The sequence below is a fragment of the Pseudomonas sp. 05N432 genome (assembly GCF_056396945.1).
On record NZ_JBFTMM010000019.1, the window covers coordinates 367,290 to 392,718 of the forward strand.

Below are 25,429 nucleotides of genomic sequence, written 5' to 3' on the forward strand. Positions count from 1 at the left end.
GTTTGGTTCGACCTGACAAATGCTGAATGCACGCTTAACGCAGTGACTTCGCGTAAGACCGGGCAAAACTAGCACAGAGACGGGGAAATATCCGCCTCTACCTACCCATTTGGTCAGCTTTATTGCTCTAAATCCGGAAAAAAGCGCATAAGCCCGGTCAGACACGCCTCGAATCCCCTTCAAGCACCGCCAAAACCAGCAGGTGCGGTACACTGGGCACTTTTTTGGGGGAGCACGCCCTCCTCTCTTCAATCAGCCGAGAAGCCCATGCCGATCCGTCATTGCATCGTCCACCTGATCGACAAAAAACCCGACGGCACTCCTGCAGTTCTCCACGCCCGCGACTCCGAACTTGCTGAGTCCACGGCCATCGAGAACATGCTCGCCGACCTCAACGAAAGCTATAACGCCAAACAAGGCAAGGCCTGGGGTTTGTTCCATGCCGAGTCTGGCGCGCATCCGTTCAGCGGCTGGCTGAAGGAATACCTCGACGGCGGCAAGGACTTCACGGCGTTCAGTCGCGTTGCCGTGGAACACCTGCAAAAGCTGATGGAAGAGTCCAACCTGTCGACCGGCGGCCACGTGCTGTTTGCGCACTATCAGCAAGGCATGACCGACTACCTGGCCATCGCCCTGCTGCACCACAGCGAAGGCGTGGCGGTGACTGACCAGCTCGACGTGACACCGTCCCGCCATCTGGATCTTGGCCAGTTGCACCTGGCAGCGCGGATCAACGTATCCGAGTGGCAGAACAACAAGCAGTCCAAGCAGTACATTTCGTTCATCAAGGGCAAGAACGGCAAGAAGGTTTCGGAGTATTTCCGCGACTTCATCGGCTGCCAGGAAGGCGTCGACGGTCCGGGCGAAACCCGTACCCTGCTCAAGGCCTTCAGTGACTTCGTCGAAAGCGAAGACCTGCCGGAAGAGTCCGCCCGCGAAAAAACCAAAACCCTGGTCGACTACGCCAGCAGCCAGGCCAAGCTCGGCGAGCCGATGGGCCTCGAAGAGTTGTCGGAACTGATCGACGAAGAACGCCCGAAAGCTTTCTACGATCACATCCGCAACAAGGATTACGGCCTGTCGCCAGAGATCCCGGCAGACAAACGCACCCTGAACCAGTTCCGCCGCTTCACCGGTCGCGCCGAAGGCCTGTCCATCAGTTTCGAAGCACACCTGCTGGGCTCGAAGATCGAATATGACGAAGAAGCCGGCACGCTGATCATCAAGGGCCTGCCGACCCAGCTGACCGATCAGCTGAAGCGCCGCAACTGATGCTGAACGGCGTACTGAAGAAATTCCTGCTGATCCTGCTGGTGGTTGTGGCCTACCAGAACTGGGGCAAGATCGAGCGGGTGTTCAACCCCTCGCAAGTGGTGTCCGAGCAGACCCAGGCCAATGCCAGGGTTGTGCTCTACGCCACCGACTGGTGTGGTTACTGCAAACTGACCCGGCGCTTTCTTGACCAGAAAGGCATTCCTTACCGCGAGTTCGACATCGAGAAAGATGCCGAAGCGCGCAAGGCTTATGAAGCGTTGGGCGGACGCGGGATTCCGATGCTGGACGTGAACGGCACATTGATTCGCGGTTATGAGCCTGACGCGATCCTCACGGCCCTGAAATAACTACTGTGGGAGCGAGCCTGCTCGCGATAGCGGTGTGTCTGTCACATTGATGTTGAATGTGCCGCCGCCATCGCGAGCAGTCGAGCTTCGACCGGCTGCTCCCACATTTGCATGTCAATTTTTTTCGATGCGAAAACCAAACCGCGGGAAGTGCACATGCACCCGCCCGCCGCGCTCATCTTCGCGGCGCAGGATCAGTTCTTCGCGCCCCGCAAACAGCAACTCGCCTGCGACCGGATCAACGCCATAGTCAATCGCCGCAATGACTACTTGCTGGCCGGCCTTGAAGCCGTTGGGCTCATCGAATTGTTCATCCGGCAGGGCCGCCGGTGTTGAATGACGCGAAACCTCCAGCGCCTCTTCAGAGGTCATCTCGCTGAACGCCCCGTGCCCGAAGCCCATGACCCGAGCCAACCACGCCGACACCGCCGGATAAACATCGACCAACGGCGCTGTCACCGATGTGCCCTTGAGGAACCACAACGGGTGAGCCATGGCGAAGTCGGCAATCGAAGGTTCACCAAACAGATAGTCACCGTCCTCGCGCTCTAACTGCTGCTCAAGCCGCGCCATGATCGTCGGCCATTGATGCCTGGCCTGCTCGACTGACAACCGCGCAGCGCTGCCACCGCTGAACAACCCGGCACGGTCAGCAACAAAAGCCTTGATCGCCTCTGGAGACAACCCGGCAAAACGCACCGCCACCGATTCTGGCTGGAACACCAGGCTCACCGCGTGCTGAAACATCACCGAATCAGCCCAGGCAGCGAAGCTCGCAGTAATCATCTCCCGACCTTCCGGGAACAATGCAGGCGAAGCCTTTTCCTGTTCCAGACGGCGGGCAATCAACGCTGTGTCGCAGTAGATATCGGCGCCAATCTGCAACACAGGGGTCTTGCGGTAACCACCGGTCAGTGCGGTCAAATCGGGTTTTGGCATCATTCGCGGGATCATCACGGAACGCCAGGACAAGCCTTTAAAACCGAGCAACAGACGGGTTTTTTCCGCATAGGGGGAAGTCGGGTAATGGTGAAGAATCAACTCTGGCATGCTGGGCCCGCCGCTGGTGTTAGATGTCAGCAGCTTAGCGCGCAATCGAATAGCGGCCTACCCATCTGCCTGATGGGCACTTATCAGTCAGATTGATAAACCTGCAGAGGCGCTCGCCACCAGGCACTCCTTGGCGCTTTTTTTGAGTTTTTTGATCAGGCGCTCCTGACGCAGCGCTTCGCTCTTATCGCGGCAGGCTTCGGTGTACACCAATGCGACAGCTGGGCTGGAGAGGAAGAAACGCGCACCTTTGCCGCTTTGATGAGTGGCAAAACGCCGAACGGGATCGTCGCTGATCCCGCAGTACAGCGAACCATTGGCCGCACGAACCAGATAGACAAACCAGGGTTTGCTCTGCGTGGCTGGGGTTGCAGGTTCGCTGACGGAGACTTCGCTCAAGGTGTTCACGTGACGATCAAGACTTGTAGGAAACAAGCCGCGATCTTATCAGCGACTGGCCTGGAACGCCTTCAAGCCTTTCAAGGCCTGCGCGCGCACAGCGTTGCCCACCAATGGTGTCCAGCCCAGCAACAGACCTTTGAAACCCAACGCCTGACGCGACCAGCGCCACAGATCGAAATGGTCGTGGTGCTCGCAGATCTTGCCGTCACGGAAAACAAATCGCGCCTGAATGTCGTTGACCACCGTGTTGCCGGTCTGGCTGAACAGGTAGGTCGCCACCCAATGCGCACCGCCCGTGCGCTCGTCGGCGCGGACGTTATCGAAGGTCAGGGAAAAGTCTTTGGCGCGAGTCGTGAGCATGCGCCACATATCGCCGGCATCGCGTCCACGCAGTTCGCCGAACGCCGGATCACTGAACACCACGTCGTCGGTGTAGCAGGCGCTCATGGCCTCGGCATCCAGCCGCTGAAAAGCTTGATAGAACTCGGTGATCAAGACGCGGTTGGCATCACTCATGAGCAGGCTCCCTGCATTGGTAAAAATGGCTTCGAAAGATGCCTGCACGATAATCTGCCAATGCAGGGAAAACTACTGACATTCGCACCAGGAATACCGGTACTGCGCAGACTTCAAACGCGCTCGCTTTCGACCTGTACGTACAGCGAACGCCCGGCACCGAGACCGGCAATGATCGCGCCGAGGCCAATAACCCCGAAGATCCAGCCCAGCGCAGTCCAGCCGCCAGTCCAGTCATGTACCAAACCGACTGCAAACGGACCCATTGAGGCCAACGTATAACCGAACCCCTGGGCCATGCTCGACAGGTTGGCCGCCACATGGGCATCGCGCGAACGCAGTACGATCAGGGTCAGCGCCAGGCTGAACGTACCGCCCTGCCCCAGTCCGAGCAGAATCGCCCAGCCCCACAGGCCTTCGATCGGTGCATAGAGGCAGCCGAACAGACCGCCGAGGGTCAGGAGCATGACGATGACGATTGCCAGCCGCTGATCTTTGCCGCGCGTCGCCAGCCACGGCGCGGCCAATGAGCTGGCCAACTGGATGATCACCGAACCGGACAGCACCAGCCCGGCTTGGGTCGGGGTCAGGCCGCGGCCGATCAGGATCGACGGCAACCAGCCGAAAACGATGTAGGCCAGCGAGGATTGCAGGCCCATGTACAGGGTCACTTGCCAGGCCAGTGGATCACGCAGCAAACCGCGTACCCGATACGCCACATTGTGCGCGCCGTGTTTCTGGCCAACTTGCGGCAACCAGAACAGCGCCGCGACCAGCGCCGGAATCACCCAGAAGCCCAGGCCGAGCGCCCAGCTTTCGTCGAAATGCTGGCTCAAGGGCACCGTCGCACCCGCCGCCATGGCCGCGCCCAGGCACAGGGCCATGGTGTAAACGCCGGTCATGGTGCCCGCGTGTTTGGCAAAATCACGCTTGACGATGCCCGGCAGCAGCACACCGATTACGCCAATGCTCGCGCCTGCCAGAACGCTGCCGGCAAACAGGCCGATCTCACCGAACGAACTGCGCAGAATGATCCCGCCAGCCAGCGCCAGCAAAATCCCCAGCACCACTCGCTCGGCGCCAAAGCGCCGCGCCAGCAGCGGTGCCAGCGGCGCGAACAGCCCAAGGCAAAGCACCGGCAAGGTGGTCAGCAAACCCGCCTGAGCTGCCGACAGCCCGAGGCTTTTCGACACATCGCTAAGCAGCGGCGCCATGCTCGACAGCGCCGGACGCAAGTTCAGCGCCACCAGAATCAGCCCCAGCAGCAATAACCACGGGCGACGCAAAACCGGATGACTTTGCTGGACCTGTTCGTCATCAGCTTCGGCATCGATCAACAGCTCTTCGAGCTCAGCCGTGCGTTTGAGTGGGGTCGTGCTGTGGGTATTCGCCTGCTGGCTGGACATGAGGTTCTCGGTTTCAAGGTTCATTGATCAACTGCCGGGAAATGGCTTTGGCCCGTTCCGGATCGCGCTGCTCGACGGCATCAAGCAGTTCGATATGCAGGTCGAACACCTCCTGACGCCTGGGAGTGATGTTGAGGGTCTGGCGCAGTTGCGCGCCGATGATGCTGGAGAAATAGCGGTACAACTCGCTGAGCGTCGGGTTATGCGCGGCGTCCACCAAACGACGATGGAACACCAGGTCGCAGGCAATGTAGCTATCAAGATCGCCGTGGTAGTGACTGCCGCTGACACCTAAGGCTTCACGCAGTGCGATGAGGTCTTCATCGGTACGACGCAACGCCGCCAGACCGATGGCCTCGACTTCGAGGATGTGACGGGTTTCCCGAGCCTGCTCATGGGAACAGCGGGACAAGGCTTTCATCGTGTCGAGCGGGTCGACGACCGCCCGCAGGTAACTGCCGTCGCCCTGCCGGATCTCGATCAAGCCGGAAAACGCCAACACCCGCATGGCTTCGCGCACGGTGTTGCGGCTGATACCCAGCTCGGTCGCCAGTTCAGGTTCAGTGGGCAGGCGTTGGCCGACTGACCAGGTGCCGTTGTTGATGCGCAGGCGCAACTGCTCCAGGGCCTGATCGACCAGAGAACGCTTCACCAGTGGGGATGTGTCTGTCATTGAATTCGCCCTTTCATCCAATCATAGGATGAATTTTCTGACATGTTAGTCAGGTTTGTCCGAGAGGACAAGCTTCTAGGGTTAGGAGGCAGGAAATGGAGCGGGATTTTCGATTGTTAAAATTACCCTTTAAGGGTAATTTGAATTTCAAGGTGAAAGGTCTCTTATGGAAAAGAACACACCTCATTACGACCTGTCAGTGGTCAAGGCGGAGGTAGTAAGGCTAGGTCCAAAAGCGTTTACCGGGAGTGCACGGGATGGTGGTCGAAGGCTCGATTTGAGCCTTGCCCAAATGCAGCAAATCGTCTGCACCCTGGAGCAGAAGATGCTCTACAAATCCATGACAACTTACGCGGACTATCAGATATGGCAGGACGTCTACCACGCAAGAATTCGTGATAGGGAGATTTACCTCAAGGTGACGTGCCGCCCAGGCGGTGGCCCGCCGGTAATCTCCTTCAAGGAGAGAGACACATGAAAACACGGCAATGCTTCAGCTGCGGTACCCAGGACGGGATGCAGCATTTCGACGGGCGAAGCTTCACCATCGACTTCAGACAGTTGACACGTCAGGTGCACGATATTTCCGGATGGGAATGCCAAGCCTGTAGTGAAATCGAATTCGACGACGGCAGTGCAGAACGTTACTCCGAGGCGAGTGATCAATTGCTCGAGGACTCCCGGCAGCTCATGGCAGCCGAGATGAAACGCATCCGCCGCAAACTGCACCTTACGCAAAAGGAGGCAGTGAAATTGCTGTCAGGCGGTGGGCACAATGCCTTTTCCCGCTACGAGCGTGGCGAAATCGCTCCTCCTCAGCCGCTGTTCATGCTGATGCGTCTGCTTGATCGTCACCCTCACCTGATGGCTGAAGTGCAATCGCTGAACGAAGGTCAGGATCTGCGCCAACGGCTGGAAATGAGGGATCAAGAACACGAAGGTGTTACCACGCCTTAAACCCCGGACAAAAATAAACCCGGAACAGGTCCGGGTTTATTTCACTGCCTGACTTCGATCAATGCAGGATCTGGCTCAGGAACAGCTTGGTGCGATCATTCTGCGGGTTGTCGAAGAAGTCGTTCGGTGCAGCCTGTTCGACGATTTCGCCCTTGTCCATGAAGATCACGCGGTTGGCCACGGTCCGGGCAAAGCCCATTTCGTGGGTCACGCAGAGCATGGTCATGCCGTCTTCGGCCAGGCCGATCATGGTGTCCAGAACCTCTTTCACCATCTCTGGATCGAGTGCCGAAGTCGGTTCGTCGAACAGCATGATTTTCGGCTTCATGCACAGCGCGCGGGCAATCGCCACACGCTGTTGCTGACCACCGGACAATTGCCCCGGAAACTTGTGCGCCTGCTCTGGAATGCGTACGCGCTCCAGGTAATGCATGGCAATTTCTTCCGCCTTGCGCTTGGGCATCTTGCGCACCCACATCGGTGCCAACGTGCAGTTCTGCAGGATGGTCAGGTGCGGGAACAGGTTGAAGTGCTGGAACACCATGCCGACTTCGCGACGAATCGCCTCGATCTGTTTCAGGTCGTTGGTCAGCTCTACGCCATCAACCACGATGCGGCCCTGCTGGTGCTCTTCCAGTCGGTTAAGGCAACGAATTGTGGTCGACTTGCCGGAACCCGACGGCCCGCACAGAACGATACGCTCGCCCTGCTTGACGTTCAGGTTGATGTCTTTCAGTACGTGGAACTGGCCGTACCACTTGTTCACGCCCTGCATCTGAATAATGCCTTCAGGGCTCACAGGCTGTTTGATCGCTTCACTCATAAACTACGCTCCTAACGCTTGTGGCCTGTGTCCAGCTTGCGTTCCAAATGCATGGAATAGCGGGACATACCAAAACAGAAAATCCAGAACACCAGGGCCGCGAATACATAGCCTTCAGTGGCCATGCCCAGCCATTTCGGGTCGGCGGCGGCTTGTTTGACGCTGTTGAGCAAGTCGAACAGGCCGATGATGATCACCAGGCTCGTGTCCTTGAACAGCGCAATGAAGGTGTTGACGATGCCCGGAATCACCAGCTTCAGGGCTTGCGGCAGAATCACCAGGCCCATGCTGCGCCAGTAACCGAGGCCCATCGCTGCTGCGGCTTCGTACTGACCTTTGGGAATCGCTTGCAGACCACCGCGCACCACTTCGGCCACGTAGGCCGACTGGAACAGGATCACCCCGATCAAGGCCCGCAGCAACTTGTCGAAGTTCATGCCTTCTGGCAGGAACAACGGCAGCATCACCGAGGACATGAACAGCACCGTGATCAACGGCACGCCGCGCCAGAACTCGATGAAGGTCACGCAGACCACACGAATCGCCGGCATGTTCGAGCGACGCCCCAGCGCCAGCATGATCCCCAGCGGCAACGCGCCGACAATACCGACAGTGGCGATCACCAGGGTCAGCATCAGGCCGCCCCACTGACTGGTCGCAACGTTGGTCAGGCCAAATATGTCACCGTGCAGCAGGATGTAGGCAACAATCGGATAGAGCACCAGAAAGCTCAGCCCGTACACCGCTTTACGCGGGAAGCGCGAGATGAACAACGGTGCCACGCCGATGATCGCCAGCCACACGGTCAGGTCGACACGCCAGCGCAGTTCAGGCGGGTAATACCCATACATGAACTGGCCGAAGCGTTGCTGAATGAACACCCAGCAAGCGCCTTCCTTGGTGCAGTCGGCACGCGTGGTGCCCACCCAGTTGGCGTCCAGAATCGCCCAGTGCAGGATCGGCGGCACTACCAGATAAATCAGGTAGAACGCGAACAGCGTGAGCAGCGTGTTGATCCAACTGGAAAACATGTGCTCGCGCATCCACGCCACGATACCGATTCTGGTACCTGGCGGTGGCATGTCAGGTTTGAAAATATGAGTCGTCATGCGCGTTTCCTCACCGCTCGATCAGCGCAATGCGCTTGTTGTACCAGTTCATCAGCAGGGAAATGCTGATACTGATCGCCAGGTACACGCTCATGGTGATGGCAATAACTTCGATCGCTTGCCCGGTCTGGTTCAGCACCGTGCCGGCAAACAGCGAAACCATTTCCGGATAACCGATACCGGCGGCCAGCGAGGAGTTCTTCGCCAGGTTCAGGTATTGGCTGGTCAGCGGCGGAATGATCACCCGCAACGCTTGCGGGATGATGACCTTGCGCAGGGTTGGGCCGTTGCGCAGTCCCAGCGAACGCGCCGCTTCGGTCTGGCCGTGGCTGACCGAGTTGATCCCAGAACGCACGATCTCGGCGATGAACGCCGCGGTGTACACCGTCAGGGCCAGGGTCAGAGCCAGCAGTTCCGGAATCAGCACCCAGCCACCGACAAAGTTGAAGCCTTGCAGCTTCGGCATTTCCCAATGCAGTGGCACACCGAAGATCAGCGCGCACAAGGCTGGAATCACCAGAAACATCGCCAGGCCGACCCAGAACTTGTGGAACGGCTCGCCGGTCGCCTCGAAACGCTTGTTGGCCCAACGGCACATCAGCACGATAGCGACGATTGCCACCACGATGCTGATCACAAACGCCCAGAACCCACCCGCCATCTGTGCGGCTGGCATGTTCAGGCCACGGCTGCTGACAAAGAAGGTATCGGCGAAGTTATGGCTGTTGCGCGGCCCTGGCATCGTCAGGAACACCGCGAAATACCAGAACAGGATTTGCAGCAGCGGCGGAATGTTGCGGAAAGTCTCAACATAAACCGTCGCCAGCTTATTGATGATCCAGTTCTTCGACAGCCGCGCTACGCCAACGATGAACCCGAGAATCGTCGCCAGGATCACGCCGATAAAGGTCACCAGCAAGGTGTTGAGCAAGCCGATGACAAACACCCGGGCATAGCTGTCCGATTCGGTGTAGTCGATCAGGTGTTGCGCGATGCCGAACCCGGCGCTGCGCTCCAGAAAGCTGAAACCGGAGGTAATGCCCCGGTGTTGCAGGTTGGTTTGAGTGTTGTTGAACAGGTACCAACCCATCGAGATCACCGCGACAATCGTGATGATCTGAAACAGCCACGCACGCACTCGCGGATCGCTGAGGCTGAGCCTCTGCTTTGGTGCGCCGATTGAATTTTGCATGAAGTGCCCCAGAAATAATGGAACAGAACATCACCCGGTGGTTGGCCCACCGGGTGATAGAACCATCAGCGCACTGGTGGTGCGTATTGAATGCCGCCGTTGGTCCACAGCGCATTCAGGCCACGGTCGATTTCCAGCGGAGTGCTCTTGCCGAGGTTTTTCTCGAAGACTTCGCCGTAGTTACCGACCTGCTTGACGATTTTCACCACCCAGTCTTTCGGCAGCTTCAGATCTTTACCGTACTCGCCGTCTGTACCCAGCAGACGGGCAACGTCCGGGTTCTTGGTCGACTTGGCTTCAGCTTCGACGTTTTTCGAGGTGATACCGGCCTCTTCGGCGTTGAGCATGGCGTAGCCAACCCAACGAACGATCGCCAGCCACTCGTCGTCGCCGTTACGTACGACTGGACCCAGAGGCTCTTTGGAGATGGTTTCCGGCAGAACTACGTAATCTTTAGGCGAAGCCAGTTTGCTGCGCTGTGCATACAACTGGGACTTGTCGGAGGTCAATACGTCGCAACGACCGGATTCCAGCGACTTGGCGCTTTCATCGGAGGTGTCGAAAGTAATCGGGGTGTACTTCAGGCCGTTGGCACGGAAGTAGTCGGACACGTTCAGCTCGGTGGTGGTACCGGCTTGAATACAGATAGTCGCACCATCCAGTTCCTTGGCACTTTTCACGCCCAGCTTGCTGTTGGCCAGGAAGCCTACGCCGTCGTAATAAGTAATGAAGCCAGGAAATTTCAGGCCCATGCCCGCGTCACGGGAACTGGTCATGGTGGAGTTACGCGACAACATGTCGATTTCGCCGGATTGAAGCGCGGTGAAACGCTCCTTGGCATTCAACTGGCTGAATTTGACCTTGGTCGCGTCGCCGAATACGGCAGCGGCAACGGCGCGGCAGTAATCAGCATCGATACCGACAATCTTGCCGGTGGAGTCCGGAACCGAAAAACCTGGCAAACCGTCGCTCACGCCACATTGCACAAAGCCTTTCTTCTGTACCGCATCCAGGGTTGCACCCGCCTGAGCGAACCCACTGACACCGAGTACTGCGGCCGCAGTCACGACTGCCAGGGTGGATTTCAACATCTTCATTCAAACCTCCAGTTTTGCTCTTGTTGTGTCGGAGCTTGAGTCCTGCCGCACCCTTATGAGGCGCTGTTGACCCGTGTTGGCATTTCTTTGGGTCAAGCGGCGTAAGACCTTAGCTATGAGTCTAGTAGGAGAAAATCCACATAATGGAAAACTCGCTTCTCACCAATCGGCCGAACGGGCTGTAGCCCCTTTTACGTTCGCGAAGCCCGTAACGGCCACTGGCGAACATCCATCACCGGATTCTTGCTATCCCACAGCCGACAGTGACTGATAGTGTTACCGCCGTGGCTGAGAGCAATCACTTCGCCTTCCCCATAGCAAGGCCCGTACCACAGTTGCGGCTTAAGCGTTTCAGCCACAGATCAATAGAAAAATTTATAGATTTACGACATTTTATTAACCAATCAACCAGCCGCGCCCCATCTTCTCGCACCGCACGGGAGTATGCGCACCACAATGGAGCAACCATGACCGAGCCCTTGATTCTTCAGCCCAGCAAGCCTGTCGATGCCTGCGTTATATGGCTGCACGGCCTGGGCGCCGACCGCTACGACTTCCTGCCGGTGGCCGAAGCCCTGCAGGAAAACCTGTTGACCACCCGCTTCGTCCTGCCCCAGGCGCCGACTCGCGCAGTGACCATCAATGGTGGTTACGAGATGCCGAGCTGGTACGACATCAAGGCCATGAGCCCCGCCCGGAGCATCAATCATGAAGAGCTGGAGGTGTCGGCCCAAACCGTCATAACGCTGATCGAAGAGCAGCGAGCCAGCGGAATAGACGCCTCGCGGATATTTCTTGCAGGGTTTTCCCAAGGCGGCGCCGTCGTGCTGCACAGCGCTTTCCTGAAATGGCAGGGACCGCTGGGTGGCGTACTTGCCCTCTCTACCTATGCGCCGACATTCAGCGATGAACTGGAGCTTTCAGCCAGCCAACAGCGGATCCCGGTGCTGTGCCTGCATGGTCAATACGACGATGTCGTCCAGAACGCCATGGGACGCAGTGCGTACGAGCATTTGAAGACCCGTGGTGTCACCGCGACATGGCAGGAATACCCAATGGGTCACGAAGTGTTACCCGAAGAAATCCGCGATATTGGCGTCTGGCTCGCGGACCGCTTGCGCTAATACAGAAACTTCCTGTAGCTGTATGAGCAACACACTACGCCGCGCCGGTTTCTTGCATTACACTGGCCGGCGTACATTCCTTAACCAATTGATGAGATGACCGTGCTCAAAGCACTCAAAAAAATGTTCGGTAAAAGCGAGGCTGAGCAGCTCGCGCCCAGCTCCAGCGCACCTTCCCACACACCCGGCAGCCGCACCGACGGTCATCAGCCTGGCCGGACCGCAGCAGTCGCGGCACCGAAACATACGCCCGCGAACACACCGGCCACCGAGCCTGTTGCGGACAAACCGCGCAGCGAGACGCCAAAACCTGCACAACCGCGCCGTGAACGTGCGCCGAAACCGCCCGTAGTCGCCTGGAAACTCGAAGATTTCGTCGTCGAACCCCAGGAAGGCAAAACCCGTTTCCATGATTTCAAATTGGCCCCGGAACTGATGCACGCCATCCAGGACCTGGGTTTCCCGTACTGCACGCCGATCCAGGCGCAAGTATTGGGTTTTACCCTGGCCGGCAAAGACGCCATCGGTCGCGCCCAGACCGGCACTGGTAAAACCGCCGCATTCCTGATCTCGATCATCACCCAGCTGCTGCAAACCCCGCCGCCGAAAGAGCGCTACATGGGCGAACCGCGGGCGCTGATCATTGCACCCACCCGTGAACTGGTGGTGCAGATCGCCAAGGATGCAGCCGACCTGACCAAGTACACCGGTCTCAACGTCATGACCTTCGTTGGCGGCATGGACTTCGACAAGCAACTCAAACACCTCGAAGCCCGCCACTGCGACATCCTCGTTGCGACCCCGGGCCGCCTGCTGGACTTCAACCAGCGCGGCGACGTGCACCTGGACATGGTCGAAGTGATGGTGCTCGACGAAGCTGACCGGATGCTCGACATGGGTTTCATCCCACAAGTGCGTCAGATCATTCGCCAGACGCCACCGAAAAGCGAACGTCAGACTCTGCTGTTCTCCGCCACCTTCACCGAAGACGTGATGAACCTGGCCAAGCAATGGACCACCGACCCGTCCATCGTTGAAATCGAATCCGAGAACGTTGCCAGCGAAAACGTCGAACAACACATCTACGCCGTTGCCGGCGCCGATAAGTACAAGCTGCTCTACAACCTGGTCACCGACAACGGCTGGGAGCGGGTGATGGTCTTCGCCAACCGCAAGGACGAAGTGCGGCGCATCGAAGAACGCCTGGTGCGTGATGGCGTCAACGCGGCCCAACTGTCGGGCGACGTTCCGCAGCACAAGCGCATCAAGACCCTGGAAGGATTCCGCGAAGGCAAGATCCGCGTGCTGGTGGCCACCGATGTTGCCGGTCGCGGGATTCACATCGACGGTATCAGCCATGTGATCAATTTCACCCTGCCGGAAGTGCCGGACGATTACGTCCACCGCATTGGTCGTACCGGTCGCGCGGGTGCCGAAGGCGTGTCCATCAGCTTCGCCGGTGAAGACGATTCCTACCAGTTACCGTCCATCGAGGCATTGCTGGGTCGCAAGATCAGTTGCGAAACCCCGCCGACTCATCTGTTACGCCCTGTAGAGCGCAAGCGTCCGTAAATTTCGGTCACACAGCTCTCCCCCAAAAGAAGGCGCAGCCGGAAACGGACTGCGCTTTTTTTACGCCTGGATATTGCCAAACGGAACAATAAGTCCACAATGGACAAATTAGTTTACTTGCGAATCCACGGAGCACCCGCATGCCCAGCACACCTTATGTGATCGCCAAACCCCAGGCCCGCGAACTGCTTGAGCAAGTCGACGTGCCGAAGATCCTGCGCAAGCTGTTCCGCGACCTGGCCGCGGGTCAGGCGGTACAACCGGCGCAGCAACTGGTGGAGTTTCCGCAAGGTGCCGGAGACTTCATCAATTACCTCGGGGTATTGGCCGAAGACGGTGTGTACGGCATTAAAACCTCGCCCTACATCGTGCGCCAGGAAGGCCCGCTGGTGACCGCCTGGACGCTGCTGATGTCAATGCAAACCGGCCAGCCGCTGTTGCTCTGCGATGCCGGTGAACTGACCACCGCGCGCACCGCCGCGACCACTGCCGTTGCTATTGATGCCCTCGCCCTGCCGCACGCCAGGCATCTGGCAATCATCGGCAGCGGCCCGGTCGCCCAGGCTCACCTGCATTACGCGAGGAACGTACGGGAATGGCAAAGCATCAGCCTTTATTCACCGAATCTGGCGAGCCGGGATCCGCAATTGCTCGCCCAACTGACGGCCATCGACTCGCGCCTGAAGGTGTTCGATAGCCGCGAAGCCGCGATCCAGGACGCCGACGTGATCATGCTCTGCACCTCGTCTGCGGGACCTGTGATTAACCCACGGACCTTGAGCAAACCGACACTGATCACCTCCATCAGTACCAACGCAGTGCGTGCCCACGAGGTGCCGCCTGCAACGCTCAGCGAAATGCAGGTCTATTGCGACTACCGCCTGACTACTCCAGATTCCGCCGGCGAAATGCTGATCGCCAGAGAGCAACACGGCTGGGACAAAAACTCGATTGCCGGCGACCTGGCCGAACTGTTGAGCGAACAGACGCCCCGTCCGGCTTATGATCGCCATGTGTTCTTCCGTTCCATCGGTCTGGGCCTGGAAGACATCGCCTTGGCCAATGCCCTTTATCAGTTGCAACAGCAGAACTGAAACGAAACGCTTTCCCTTGTGGGAGCGAGCCTGCTCGCGATTGCGTCACCGCTGTTCGCCTGACGGATTGCGGCGCCTGCATCGCGAGCAGGCTCGCTCCCACAGGGGACCTCTACAACTTCGGCATTTACGCCCATCAGGAGACGTTCATGACCCAGGCAGACTTCATCATCATCGGCGGTGGCATTGCCGGTGCTTCCACCGGTTTTTGGCTGTCACGACACGGTCGGGTAATCGTGCTCGAACGCGAATCCCACCCGGCCTATCACTCCACCGGGCGTTCGGCCGCTTTGTACACCGCCGCTTACGGTACGCCGCAAGTGCGCGCACTGACCCAGGCCAGCCGGGACTTCTTCGATGCACCCCCGGCCGGTTTCTGCGAACACCCGCTGCTGACCCCGCGCGGCGAGATGACAGTCGACTTCACTGGCGACCCGGACGAGCTGAACAATCAGTACCTGAGTGCCAAGGCGACCGTGCCGCAGATGCAACTGCTCAGCGCCGACGACGCCTGTGCCCGCATGCCGATCCTGCGTCGCGAGAAGGTTCACGGAGCGATCTACGACCCCACCGCCTCGGACATCGACACCGACGCCCTGCATCAGGGCTACCTGCGCGGCATCCGCCGCAACCAGGGCGAAGTGCACACCGACAGCGAAGTCCTGAGCCTGACGCGCGATGCCGACAATCTCTGGCAAGTGAAAACCGCCGAGCAGACCTTCAGCGCACCGGTCATTATCAATGCGGCCGGTGCCTGGGCTGACCGACTCGGTGAGATGGCCGGCGCCAAGCCTCTTGGGCTGATCCCGAAGCGTCGTGCAGCCTTCATCTTCGCCGGCCCCGAAGGTGTGGATATCCACGACTGGCCGATGCTGGTCAGCCTCGACGAATCGTTCTACATGAAGCCCGATGCCGGAATGTTCCTCGGTTCACCGGCCAATGCCGACCCGGTCGAGCCGCATGACGTGCAGCCCGAAGAGCTGGACATCGCCATGGGCATTTACCAGATCGAAGAAGCCACCACCCTGAGCATCCGCCGACCAACCCGCACCTGGGCGGGTTTGCGCAGTTTTGTCGGCGACGGCGATCTGATCAGCGGCTTCGATCCGCACGTGCCGGGTCTGTTCTGGGTGGCCGCGCAGGGTGGTTACGGCATTCAGACCTCGCCCGCCATGGGCCAGGCCAGTGCCGCGCTGGTATGTGGCGAAGCCTTGCCGGAGCAACTCAGCCGCTTTGGCCTCAGCGCTGCGATGCTCTCCCCTTCCCGCCTTGGCTGAACCGGCCTGCGGGGTGACGTCTGCCCCCGATTACGGCAAACTCCCAGCGCCCTTTTTCTACAGGGCGCTGATTGCCTGGAGCAACACCCATGACCCCACCTCTTCAAGATCCTGCACTGGATAACTACCGGGCGATCGCCGACGCCATTGCCACGCTGTTTTTCCCCCACGCCGAGGTGGTGCTGCACGACCTGCGCACGCAGAAAATCGACTACATCGCCAACAACCTGTCCAAGCGTGAAGTCGGTGACGATGCCGCGCTGGAAGACATGCTCAGCGAAGAAATCAGCGAGCGGAATATCGGTCCGTACGAAAAGCTCAATTGGGACGGGCAAAAGATCCGCAGCCTCAGCAGCGTGCTGCGCGACAGCGAAGGGCGTCCGATTGCCGTGCTGTGCATCAACCTGAATATTTCGCTGTTTGAAAACGCCAAGGCGGCGCTGGATCTGTTTCTCTCACCGAGCAAGTTGATCCCGCAACCTGACGCGCTGTTTCGCGACGACTGGCAGGAGCGCATCAACACCTTCCTGCATAACTGGCTGCGAGAGCGGCAACTGGGTCTGAATATGCTGACCCGCGAGCACAAGCGCGAACTGGTGCTGGCGTTGCACGCCGAAGGCGCCTTCAAAGGCAAAAGCGCCTCCAACTATGTGGCCAACGTGCTGAACATGGGACGGGCGACGGTGTACAAGCATTTGAAGGAGTTGAAAGGCTGAAACCTGACCTGAGAGGTGTGTTGGCTGGTAGGGCCTCATCGCGAGCAGGCTCGCTCCCACACTGGTTCTGTATCGATCACAAAATCTGTGTCTTGTGGAGATCAAATGTGGGAGCGAGCCTGCTCCGGGCGGCGTTCCGACGATGGCGATCAATCAATCGCCGTAGATATCCGACTTGAAGTACTTGGCTTCGATCTTCTGGTATTCACCGTTGGCGCGAATGCCGTCGATGGCATTGTTCAGCTGGCTAACCAATTCGGTGTTGCCCTTGCGCACTGCAATCCCGGCGCCCTCGCCCACGTATTTCGGGTCCTTGAGCTCCGGTCCGACAAACGCGTAGCCCTTGCCGCGAGGCATCGACAGGAAGTCGCTCAGCGGAATGGTATCGGCGAAAACGCCGTCCAGACGCCCGGCGGCCAGGTCCATGTAGATTTCTTCATTGTTGCCGTAACGCGCCACCTTGATGCCCTTGGGCTCGAAGACTTCCGTGGCGTAACGGTCCGTGGTGGTTGCCCGCTGCACACCAATAGTCTTGCCCTTGAGGCTTGCGTACTGGTCATCAACCACCGCACCGTCCTTCATCACCAGCCGCGATGAGGTGAAGTAGTACTTGTGGGTGAAGTCCACCGATTTTTTACGGTCTTCGTTAATGGTCATGGACGACAGCGCGGCGTCGATTTTCTTCACCTTGAGGGAAGGAATCAGACCATCGAACTCACCCTCGACCCACTCGCACTTGACCTTCATCTGCGCGCACAACGCGTTGCCGATGTCGTAGTCGAAACCGGTGATTTTTCCATCCGAGGTCTTGGAGGCAAACGGCGGATACGCCGCTTCGATACCGATGCGCAGGGTTTTCTCGGCGGCAAACAGACTGCTGCACGCCAACAGGCTCAGGGCCAGGCCACCGATCAGGGGGAGCTTCTTCATGTTTATTTTTCTCGCGGGTTGTTGTTGGTTTGGCAAGACAGAAGAAAGTGAAACGAGAAACGGCTTTTTTGTACTTATAATTCCATACTGGACTTTTATGTATTTCCCGTCAATCGGGCGTGCGCAGTTCTTTCAGCCTCTGGTCGGCAGGAGGCGAATCAGGGAAAAATTCGGTGTTGTTGATAACCCTATCGCGAGCAGGCTCGCTCCCACAGTTGGTCTCCATCAGACACAATTTTTGTGTACGACGATAATTCAATGTGGGAGCGAGCCTGCTCGCGATAGCGGACTAACCGTCAATGAAGAAACAACGGATGTTCACTTCTTCCAGCGATCAGCCGCCGCATGATCACTGTCGCGCCCTTCCACCCAACGCGGGCCGTCGCTGGTGTTTTCTTTTTTCCAGAACGGTGCACGGGTTTTCAGGTAGTCCATGACAAAGGCACAGGCGTCGAATGCTGCCTGGCGATGGGCACTTGCCGCACCGACGAAGACGATCGGTTCGCCCGGCTCCAATGCGCCGATGCGATGCAGCACTTCCAGTTTGAGCAGCGGCCAGCGTTGCTCGGCCTCGACGGCAATCTTGCCGAGGGCCTTTTCGGTCATGCCCGGGTAGTGTTCAAGAAACATCCCGGCCACATCGAGTCCATCGTTGAAGTCGCGAACATAACCGACAAAACTCACCACCGCACCGACGCCGACATTCGCTGCGTGCATCGCATTGACTTCAGCGCCAGGGTCGAACGCCGTGGACTGCACGCGAATCGCCATGGATCAGCCTCCGGTAACGGTGGGGAAAAACGCTACTTCATCACCATCAACGAGCGGTTCGTCGAGCTGGCACAAGTCTTCATTACGCGCGCACATCAGGTTCTGCTCGCTCAGCACCTCGGCGCCCTCACGTTGCGCCAACAGCAAGCGCACATCATCGACTGACGCGAAATCACCTTCGACGCTCAACCAATCAACGCCCAGTGCCTCGCGGTAACGGGCGAAAAACCTCACTGTCAGCTTCATTGATCGGCCACCTGATAATGCCCGCTCTTGCCGCCGAGCTTCTCCAGCAGGCGCACGGTTTCGATGACCATGCCACGGTCTACGGCCTTGCACATGTCGTAGATCGTCAGTGCAGCGACACTGGCCGCGGTCAGTGCTTCCATTTCAACCCCGGTCTGCCCGGACAGTTTGCAGCGGGCGACGATGCGCACCGCATCGAGGCCTTCGGCACTGAGCTCGACCTTGACGCTGGTGAGCATCAACGGATGGCATAGCGGGATCAGATCGGAGGTTTTCTTCGCTGCCTGAATGCCGGCAATGCGCGCCACAGCGAATACATCACCTTTGGGGTGACCACCACTGACAATCATCTGCAGGGTTTCAGGGAGCATACGCACAAGCGCTTCGGCCGTGGCTTCACGGAACGTCACGGCTTTTTCGGTGACGTCGACCATATTGGCGCGACCTTGGGAATCGAGATGAGTCAGCACAGCCTTACTCCTGATCAGGAGCACCGATTGTAAACCCGTGGGTCAAATTTTCGCGAGTTTGATTATTAAGGCCGTCCACGTACTCGTAGCAGCTGGCGAAGCCTGCGTTCGGCTCGGTCCGCGTTCGGGCGCAGCAGTCGTAAATCAGTCGCTGCGTTCCTTCAGAAACAACGGGGGTTCCGGATGGCGACCGCTGCGCGCTCGAACGCAGGCTTCGCCAGCTGCTACAGGGGAATTCGCTGTGCAATAAAAAACCGGGCGGCTTTGGGGCCGCCCGGTTTGGGTGAAGGTTACAAATGCGATTCGGCGTATTCGGCCAGAATCGAACGTGGTACCCCTTGCAGGGTGATGTGCACCCCGTTAGGGAAGTCCTTGAAGCGTTCAGTCAGGTAAGTCAGCCCGGAGCTGGTCGCGGACAGGTAAGGGGTGTCGATCTGCGCCAGGTTGCCCAGGCACACCACTTTGGAACCGGCGCCGRCACGGGTGATGATGGTTTTCATCTGGTGCGGTGTGAGGTTCTGGCATTCGTCGATCAGGATCAGGCTCTGCTGGAAGCTGCGGCCCCGTATGTAGTTGAGGGATTTGAACTGCAACGGCACTTTGCTGAGGATGTAGTCGACGCTGCCATGGGTGCTTTCGTCATCCATGTGCAAGGCTTCGAGGTTGTCGGTGATGGCGCCCAGCCAAGGCTCCATTTTTTCTGCTTCGGTGCCCGGCAGGAAACCGATCTCCTGGTCCAGCCCCTGCACGCTACGAGTGGCGATGATGCGCCGGTAGCGCTTGCTGACCATGGTTTGCTCGATTGCCGCAGCCAGCGCCAGGATGGTTTTACCCGAACCCGCAGCACCCGACAGGTTGACCAGGTGAATGTCCGGGTCAAGCAAGGCATACAGCGCCAGGCTCTGATAGATGTCGCGTGGTTTCAGGCCCCAGGCTTCCTGGTGCAACAGGGGTTCCTGATGCAGGTCGAGAATCAGCAGCTTGTCGACCTGGATTTCCTTGATCCAGCCAACAAAGCCCTGTTCGTCGATGATGAACTCGTTGATATGCACGGCCGGCAGGTTGTCGATCAGTTGCACCTGATGCCAGGTGCGGCCATGGTCCTGACGGGTTTCGACCTTGCTCACACGGTCCCAGAACGAGCCCGTCATGTTGTGATAACCGTTGGGCAGCAACGACACGTCGTCAACCAACTGGTCAGTGCTGTAGTCCTCGGCCGCAATCCCGCAGGCTCGAGCCTTGAGGCGCATGTTGATGTCTTTGGTCACCAGTACCACACGCAGTTCCTTGTCACGCGTGTGCAGGTCGATCAACTGGTTGATGATGATGTTGTCGTTCAGGTGTTCGGGCAGAACGATGTTCGGCTCGGTACGCTTGCTCATCAGAATCGACAGCAAACCCTTGGGCCCGCTTTTTCCGCGCTGGATCGGTACACCCAGTTCAACGTCTTCGGGAGAGGCATCGCCCAGCGTGTTGTCGATCAGGCGAATGGCCTGGCGACATTCGGCCGCAACGCTGTGATGGCCGCTCTTGAGCTTGTCCAGCTCTTCAAGGACGGTCATCGGGATCGCAACGTGGTGTTCTTCGAAGTTCAGGAGCGCGTTTGGATCGTGGATCAATACGTTGGTATCGAGTACATAAAGGATTGGCAGGTTGGAGGGGCTACGTCCGTGATCATCCATACTCGGTCACCTTTGTGGGAGCCAGTCGACGCAATACCATGACAGTGCTGCGCCTCGAAGTGGCCACCGAATTCACCTGCCGTACTGAAATGAACTGCACGACTCAAGTGAACTGCACACACGGGGTCTTGGAAGACGCCACCTGTGTTGCAGGTTTCGGCGGTCTGTCTTCGTAATACTCCAAAACCCATGACAGAAAAAAGCACTTTGACGCTTTTTTGAAGTTTATTTTTCAGAGTGACGAAAAGCCCTTGGCGCGCCGCGCCGGCACCGTTAAAGTCGGAAGTCCGTCTGTATCGAAATCCCTCCTGAAATACTCCCCTGCCCCAGTGTTTCCGGCTTTTTTTGGGGAAGGGCCCGTTTCAGCGAAAAGCATCCTGACAATCTTCCCAGCCGATCCCGCTTTGCGCGGTGTGCATCAGCAGCCAGGGCATTGCCGTTTTCACCACGTCCTGTTTGGCGTTGAAATTGATCACCCCATGGCGCCACAACAGCATCAAGGTCAGCACCCGCTGCGCACTCTGCTCAGCCGTGAGCTGCCGACTGCCATCCGCAGGATCGATGTCCCACAGCGCAACCTGCACCCCCTGAGCCTTGAAGAAACCCTGCGCATCGGCGCGACGCTGGCCATTGGGCGGACGGAACAACGGCACGAAGTTCTCTGGCAGTTTGCTCTTCACCAGTTCGACGCTGCGAGTCACTGAGTACTGCCAATCCTGCCAATGGCTGTGGGAGCGGAATTCCCAGCCCTGCACGCCAATGCATTGCTTTGAGTACAACGCTTGCAGTTCGGCCACCGAATGCTGTGCCAGGCGGTTCTGGATATCGCTGCCCAGCACAAAGAAGGTCCCGCTCAGGTTCGCCTTGCGCAGGTACTCGGCCAGCCACGCGGTGTTGTCCGGCGCGAGGTTGGCGGCGCTGTCGAAGCTCAGCACAAACAGCCGATCGTTGAGTTCATCGCCATTACGCTCGTGGTCGCCGAACAGTTCGACTTCGCTGCTGGTCTGCGGAAACAGCGCGGCCTTGCGCAATTGTTCGTCCAGATAGCGCTCGTGAAAACGCCGGCTCGGCTCGGCCCATCGGGCGTAATAGGAATCTTCGCCGAGTTCGAACTTGGCGGCCTGCTCGCGCAGGGTGTCCATGTCTTCGACCAGAAAACAGAAGGACGCATCCTGATCGCAGCTGCGCTGGGCAAAATTATAGTTGGCAAGCAAGCGTTGCCACATGCGCGCGCGCAGCGTGTTGATCGACTCCAGGTTGATCATCCGCAACCCCAGGCGCTGCTTTAAAGCCGCCTCATCCAGCGCTTCACTGGCGAGCAAGGCCCGAGCGAAGGTGAGGATTTCCGCGCGTGAAGCGACATCGAACAGGGTCGGGTTGCCGAGTTGCTCCGGCCACGTGCTGCGGTCCAGCGTGGCGGGGTCGTTGGGCGCGGCATAGGCACTCACGCTGAACAACCAGGCACAAAACAGTAAAGCGATACGCAAAGGGATGTCTCCATAACAAAACCCGCGCGGCACTATAGCTGATCTCGCGACCTTCCCCGCTGCGCCTGCGTACCCAATGTGGCGAGGGAGCTTGCTCCCGCTGGGCTGCGAAGCGGCCCTGAGGCTTGCAACTTCATCATGTCAGGCAAATCGTGGTCGCTGGCTTTGCGACCGCTTCGCGATCGAGCGGGAGCAAGCTCCCTCGCCACAAAGGACTCGACACCACCGATCAGCTATCACTTCCATAGCTGGAGTCAACCGGGACAACCCCCTAGAATCCCCGCACGATTAAAGGAGACGACTTCATGCTGATGGTGATTTCCCCCGCCAAGACCCTCGATTACGAAACACCGCCGGCCACCCAGCGTTTCACTCAACCGCAATACCTGGACCATTCCCAGGAGCTGATCCTGCAATTGCGCGAGCTGAGCCCGGCACAGATCAGCGAGCTGATGCACGTTTCCGACAAGATCGGCGGCCTCAACGCTGCGCGCTTCGGCAGCTGGACCCCGGCGTTCACGCCAGCCAACGCCAAGCAGGCGCTGCTGGCGTTCAAGGGCGACGTGTACACCGGCATGGATGCCCAGACCTTCAGCGAAGCCGATTTCGACTACGCCCAGCAACACTTGCGCATGCTCTCGGGCCTCTACGGCCTGCTGCGCCCGCTGGACCTGATGCAGCCGTATCGGCTGGAAATGGGCACCAGACTGGCCAATGCCCGCGGCAAGGATCTGTACGCCTTCTGGGGCACACAAATCAGCGAATGGCTGAACGAAGCCCTGGCCGAGCAAGGCGATGACGTGCTGCTCAACCTCGCCTCCAACGAGTACTTCTCGGCGGTCAAACGCAGCGCCTTGAACGCCCGGATCATCAATACCGAGTTCAAGGACCTGAAGAACGGCCAGTACAAGATCATCAGCTTCTACGCGAAGAAGGCCCGCGGGATGATGAGCCGTTTCGTGATCCAGGAACGCATCAACGACCCGGCTGCGCTCAAGCAATTTGACGTGCAGGGTTACCGCTACAGCGCCGAACAGTCGAAACCCGACAACCTGGTTTTCCTGCGCGACCACGCCCCCGAATAACGCATCACGATGGCGCACGGCATTGATCAATGTGCGTGCGCCGAAACGTGGTTTCCCCCCTACATCTCCCCACCCAATTCGTCATTTTTTTGGCGCCAAAAATACATCTTTTCAATTTATGAAATTTCTTTCACTCGACAAGCGTGAATTTTTTCAGTAGTGGCACGCATTTTTTTCAAGCGTAGTGGCAAAAAACTATTTACGTTAATTAACTCCCCATTAATAAAGGCCGAAACGGCAAGTGCTATCAATATGAGAGCAGTGCCATCTTTTGCAATATTTCAGGAAATTTCAAAAATCGGGATAAGCCGCCATGAACTATCTGAAAATACACCGCTCATACCACCGGTAACGATTATCTCTGAGCGTGTACGAGATAACTTACACAGCGTGCCGACCCTATCGCCAAGTTGTCATGCTCAACTTTGCTTTCAGGCCACTTACTAGGAGTAACAGGAGATAACGCACCATTACTATCCCCTACAAGGCCAAGGCTGCCCCCCTGTAAACGTGCTCACCTGAGCACCTGAGTGCTTGATATTGCTGGCTTTATGCAAACTTTCAAGTACCACAAGCCTTTTGCACCACGGTATTCAGAAGAAATGCCGGCTGCAGTTCAGGGCACGCCATCATCATCAGGCCAAGTTTCGCACACCTTGAGTGCACTTATTTAGACACTCGGAATTGAGTATGCCTGCACACGGTATTGTGGCGCCTGCCATCCACACTTCCGAGTGCACTTCGACCGCTGAACACTATTAACTTCGCGCCTTTAATGGCGTGATCAATACAGAGGTAATTACGATGCGCATCAGCATATTTGGTTTGGGTTACGTCGGCGCAGTGTGTGCCGGTTGCCTGTCTGCACGAGGCCACGAAGTGGTTGGCGTGGACATTTCCAAAGACAAGATCGACCTGATCAATGCCGGTAAATCTCCGATCGTTGAACCGGGCCTGGGCGAACTGCTGACCCAGGGCATTCAGACCGGTCGTCTGCGCGGCACCACCAACTTCGCAGAAGCCATCCGTGACACCGACCTGTCGATGATCTGCGTCGGTACGCCGAGCAAGAAGAACGGCGATCTGGAACTCAACTACATCGAATCGGTGTGCCGCGAGATCGGCTTTGTCCTGCGTGACAAAACCACCCGCCACACCATCGTGGTCCGCAGCACCGTGTTGCCGGGCACCGTGAAGAACGTGGTGATTCCGATCCTCGAAGACTGCTCGGGCAAAAAGGCCGGCGTCGATTTCGGCGTTGCCGTGAACCCTGAGTTCCTGCGTGAAAGCACCGCGATCAAGGACTACGACCTGCCACCGATGACCGTCATCGGCGAGTTCGACAAGGCCAGCGGTGACGTTCTGCAATCGCTGTACGAAGAACTCGACGCGCCGATCATCCGCAAGGACATCGAAGTCGCCGAGATGATCAAGTACACCTGCAACGTCTGGCACGCCACCAAAGTGACCTTCGCCAACGAGATCGGCAACATCGCCAAAGCGGTCGGTGTCGATGGTCGCGAAGTGATGGAAGTGGTCTGCCAGGACAAGACCCTCAACCTGTCCCAGTACTACATGCGCCCGGGCTTCGCGTTTGGCGGCTCGTGCCTGCCGAAGGACGTGCGCGCCCTGACCTACCGCGCAAGCTCCCTGGACATCGAAGCGCCACTGCTCAATTCGCTGATGCGCAGTAACGAATCCCAGGTGCAGAACGCCTTCGACATCGTTTCCAGTCACGACAAACGCAAAGTCGCCCTGCTCGGCCTGAGCTTCAAGGCCGGCACCGATGACCTGCGCGAAAGCCCGCTGGTGGAGCTGGCGGAAATGCTGATCGGCAAGGGTTACGACCTGAGCATCTACGACAGCAACGTCGAATACGCCCGCGTCCACGGTGCGAACAAGGATTACATCGAGTCGAAGATCCCTCACGTCTCGTCCTTGCTCAACGCGGACTTCGACTCGGTGATCAACAACTCCGACGTGATCATCCTCGGTAACCGTGACGAGAAGTTCCGCGCCCTGGCCGAGACCGCGCCACACGGCAAGCAAGTGGTCGACCTGGTCGGGTTCATGTCCAAAGCCACCAGCGTGAGTGGCCGCACCGAAGGTATCTGCTGGTAACCGCCGT

Annotated in this window: 27 protein-coding genes; 12 read left to right on the forward strand and 15 right to left on the reverse strand. The window is 58.2% G+C overall.

From position 1 onward, the window contains the following. The first annotated feature begins 267 nt into the window (after positions 1 to 267). The gene (yejK, locus tag AC1DHT_RS22855) at positions 268 to 1,272 is read left to right on the forward strand and encodes a nucleoid-associated protein YejK (RefSeq protein ID WP_054593883.1); all 1,005 of its coding nucleotides are present in this window, start codon (positions 268 to 270) and stop codon (positions 1,270 to 1,272) included. Next, entirely contained in the window at positions 1,272 to 1,622 is a 351-nt protein-coding gene (locus AC1DHT_RS22860) for a glutaredoxin family protein (protein WP_427545175.1), read from the forward strand. Before yejK ends, AC1DHT_RS22860 begins: the two co-directional genes overlap by 1 nt. A 114-nt stretch (positions 1,623 to 1,736) precedes the next feature. On the opposite strand, the gene AC1DHT_RS22865 is transcribed toward AC1DHT_RS22860, so the two are convergent. The 5 genes from AC1DHT_RS22865 to AC1DHT_RS22885 all read right to left on the reverse strand — a co-directional run bounded on the left by AC1DHT_RS22865 (position 1,737) and on the right by AC1DHT_RS22885 (position 5,669). Continuing rightward, positions 1,737 to 2,672, reverse strand: coding sequence for a glutathione S-transferase family protein (locus AC1DHT_RS22865; RefSeq protein ID WP_427545177.1), 936 nt, complete (start codon positions 2,670 to 2,672; stop codon positions 1,737 to 1,739). 87 nt (positions 2,673 to 2,759) lie between these two features. Beyond that, positions 2,760 to 3,080 carry a GIY-YIG nuclease family protein gene (locus AC1DHT_RS22870; RefSeq protein WP_427545179.1) on the reverse strand — a complete coding sequence of 107 codons (321 nt, stop codon included), beginning with the start codon at positions 3,078 to 3,080 and terminating at the stop codon, positions 2,760 to 2,762. A gap of 39 nt (positions 3,081 to 3,119) precedes the next feature. Continuing rightward, a complete protein-coding gene (locus AC1DHT_RS22875; protein WP_427545181.1) occupies positions 3,120 to 3,590 on the reverse strand; it encodes a nuclear transport factor 2 family protein in 471 nt (156 codons plus the stop codon). Between the two features lie 113 nt (positions 3,591 to 3,703). Beyond that, positions 3,704 to 5,020, reverse strand: a complete 1,317-nt coding sequence (locus tag AC1DHT_RS22880) for a CynX/NimT family MFS transporter (protein WP_427545183.1) — start codon at positions 5,018 to 5,020, stop codon at positions 3,704 to 3,706. After that, a complete protein-coding gene (locus tag AC1DHT_RS22885) occupies positions 5,010 to 5,669 on the reverse strand; it encodes a FadR/GntR family transcriptional regulator (RefSeq protein WP_103315706.1) in 660 nt (219 codons plus the stop codon). Before AC1DHT_RS22885 ends, AC1DHT_RS22880 begins: the two co-directional genes overlap by 11 nt. Before the next feature lie 166 nt (positions 5,670 to 5,835). Between AC1DHT_RS22885 and AC1DHT_RS22890 the strand changes: the two genes are divergently transcribed. Next, positions 5,836 to 6,147 (forward strand): type II toxin-antitoxin system MqsR family toxin, encoded by a 312-nt coding sequence (locus AC1DHT_RS22890; protein WP_427545185.1) that lies wholly within the window; start codon positions 5,836 to 5,838, stop codon positions 6,145 to 6,147. Beyond that, complete coding sequence (locus AC1DHT_RS22895; RefSeq protein WP_427545187.1) at positions 6,144 to 6,626, forward strand: type II toxin-antitoxin system MqsA family antitoxin; 483 nt, start codon at positions 6,144 to 6,146, stop codon at positions 6,624 to 6,626. The genes AC1DHT_RS22890 and AC1DHT_RS22895 overlap by 4 nt, the downstream gene beginning before the upstream one ends. A 58-nt stretch (positions 6,627 to 6,684) precedes the next feature. Here the strand turns inward: AC1DHT_RS22895 and AC1DHT_RS22900 are convergent, their stop codons facing one another. From AC1DHT_RS22900 to AC1DHT_RS22915, 4 genes are all read right to left on the reverse strand, one after another. Beyond that, on the reverse strand, positions 6,685 to 7,449 hold the full coding sequence (locus AC1DHT_RS22900; RefSeq protein WP_003171943.1) for an amino acid ABC transporter ATP-binding protein: 765 nt from the start codon (positions 7,447 to 7,449) through the stop codon (positions 6,685 to 6,687). An 11-nt stretch (positions 7,450 to 7,460) separates the two neighbouring features. Further along, positions 7,461 to 8,558: an amino acid ABC transporter permease gene (locus AC1DHT_RS22905; protein WP_427545189.1), complete on the reverse strand. Its 1,098-nt coding sequence runs from the start codon at positions 8,556 to 8,558 to the stop codon at positions 7,461 to 7,463. Positions 8,559 to 8,568: 10 nt separating this feature from the next. Beyond that, on the reverse strand, positions 8,569 to 9,750 hold the full coding sequence (locus AC1DHT_RS22910; protein WP_427545191.1) for an amino acid ABC transporter permease: 1,182 nt from the start codon (positions 9,748 to 9,750) through the stop codon (positions 8,569 to 8,571). Between the two features lie 65 nt (positions 9,751 to 9,815). Further along, entirely contained in the window at positions 9,816 to 10,847 is a 1,032-nt protein-coding gene (locus tag AC1DHT_RS22915) for an amino acid ABC transporter substrate-binding protein (RefSeq protein WP_019691964.1), read from the reverse strand. 467 nt (positions 10,848 to 11,314) lie between these two features. Between AC1DHT_RS22915 and AC1DHT_RS22920 the strand changes: the two genes are divergently transcribed. The 5 genes from AC1DHT_RS22920 (at position 11,315) to AC1DHT_RS22940 (ending at position 16,630) form a co-directional block, all read left to right on the forward strand. Next, positions 11,315 to 11,971 carry an alpha/beta hydrolase gene (locus AC1DHT_RS22920; RefSeq protein WP_427545193.1) on the forward strand — a complete coding sequence of 219 codons (657 nt, stop codon included), beginning with the start codon at positions 11,315 to 11,317 and terminating at the stop codon, positions 11,969 to 11,971. A 96-nt stretch (positions 11,972 to 12,067) separates the two neighbouring features. Beyond that, positions 12,068 to 13,543 carry an ATP-dependent RNA helicase RhlB gene (rhlB, locus tag AC1DHT_RS22925; protein WP_427545195.1) on the forward strand — a complete coding sequence of 492 codons (1,476 nt, stop codon included), beginning with the start codon at positions 12,068 to 12,070 and terminating at the stop codon, positions 13,541 to 13,543. Positions 13,544 to 13,683: 140 nt separating this feature from the next. Further along, the gene (locus tag AC1DHT_RS22930; protein ID WP_427545197.1) at positions 13,684 to 14,637 is read left to right on the forward strand and encodes an ornithine cyclodeaminase family protein; all 954 of its coding nucleotides are present in this window, start codon (positions 13,684 to 13,686) and stop codon (positions 14,635 to 14,637) included. Between the two features lie 149 nt (positions 14,638 to 14,786). Next, complete coding sequence (locus AC1DHT_RS22935; protein ID WP_427545199.1) at positions 14,787 to 15,914, forward strand: NAD(P)/FAD-dependent oxidoreductase; 1,128 nt, start codon at positions 14,787 to 14,789, stop codon at positions 15,912 to 15,914. A gap of 89 nt (positions 15,915 to 16,003) precedes the next feature. After that, positions 16,004 to 16,630, forward strand: coding sequence for a helix-turn-helix transcriptional regulator (locus tag AC1DHT_RS22940; protein ID WP_019691959.1), 627 nt, complete (start codon positions 16,004 to 16,006; stop codon positions 16,628 to 16,630). A gap of 153 nt (positions 16,631 to 16,783) precedes the next feature. Here AC1DHT_RS22940 and AC1DHT_RS22945 read toward each other — a convergent pair whose 3' ends face one another. Continuing rightward, positions 16,784 to 17,560, reverse strand: a complete 777-nt coding sequence (locus AC1DHT_RS22945; RefSeq protein WP_427532032.1) for an ABC transporter substrate-binding protein — start codon at positions 17,558 to 17,560, stop codon at positions 16,784 to 16,786. On the opposite strand from AC1DHT_RS22945, the gene AC1DHT_RS22950 reads away from it, so the two are divergent. Further along, positions 17,559 to 17,909 carry a hypothetical protein gene (locus tag AC1DHT_RS22950; protein ID WP_427545201.1) on the forward strand — a complete coding sequence of 117 codons (351 nt, stop codon included), beginning with the start codon at positions 17,559 to 17,561 and terminating at the stop codon, positions 17,907 to 17,909. The two genes, AC1DHT_RS22945 and AC1DHT_RS22950, sit on opposite strands and share 2 nt — an antisense overlap. On the opposite strand, the gene moaE is transcribed toward AC1DHT_RS22950, so the two are convergent. From moaE to AC1DHT_RS22975, 5 genes are all read right to left on the reverse strand, one after another. Next, the gene (moaE, locus tag AC1DHT_RS22955) at positions 17,879 to 18,331 is read right to left on the reverse strand and encodes a molybdopterin synthase catalytic subunit MoaE (RefSeq protein WP_007965204.1); all 453 of its coding nucleotides are present in this window, start codon (positions 18,329 to 18,331) and stop codon (positions 17,879 to 17,881) included. The genes AC1DHT_RS22950 and moaE overlap by 31 nt on opposite strands. A 3-nt stretch (positions 18,332 to 18,334) precedes the next feature. Continuing rightward, positions 18,335 to 18,577: a MoaD/ThiS family protein gene (locus AC1DHT_RS22960; RefSeq protein WP_427545203.1), complete on the reverse strand. Its 243-nt coding sequence runs from the start codon at positions 18,575 to 18,577 to the stop codon at positions 18,335 to 18,337. Then, positions 18,574 to 19,047, reverse strand: coding sequence for a cyclic pyranopterin monophosphate synthase MoaC (gene moaC / locus AC1DHT_RS22965; protein WP_054593900.1), 474 nt, complete (start codon positions 19,045 to 19,047; stop codon positions 18,574 to 18,576). Before moaC ends, AC1DHT_RS22960 begins: the two co-directional genes overlap by 4 nt. Positions 19,048 to 19,337: 290 nt before the next feature. Beyond that, positions 19,338 to 20,729, reverse strand: coding sequence for a PhoH family protein (locus AC1DHT_RS22970; protein WP_477761478.1), 1,392 nt, complete (start codon positions 20,727 to 20,729; stop codon positions 19,338 to 19,340). A 362-nt stretch (positions 20,730 to 21,091) separates the two neighbouring features. Continuing rightward, positions 21,092 to 22,216 carry a polysaccharide deacetylase family protein gene (locus AC1DHT_RS22975; protein WP_427545207.1) on the reverse strand — a complete coding sequence of 375 codons (1,125 nt, stop codon included), beginning with the start codon at positions 22,214 to 22,216 and terminating at the stop codon, positions 21,092 to 21,094. A 305-nt stretch (positions 22,217 to 22,521) separates the two neighbouring features. Between AC1DHT_RS22975 and yaaA the strand changes: the two genes are divergently transcribed. Continuing rightward, complete coding sequence (gene yaaA, locus AC1DHT_RS22980) at positions 22,522 to 23,301, forward strand: peroxide stress protein YaaA (RefSeq protein WP_427545209.1); 780 nt, start codon at positions 22,522 to 22,524, stop codon at positions 23,299 to 23,301. 804 nt (positions 23,302 to 24,105) lie between these two features. Continuing rightward, positions 24,106 to 25,422, forward strand: coding sequence for a nucleotide sugar dehydrogenase (locus tag AC1DHT_RS22985; protein WP_427545211.1), 1,317 nt, complete (start codon positions 24,106 to 24,108; stop codon positions 25,420 to 25,422). The last annotated feature ends 7 nt before the right edge of the window (positions 25,423 to 25,429 follow it).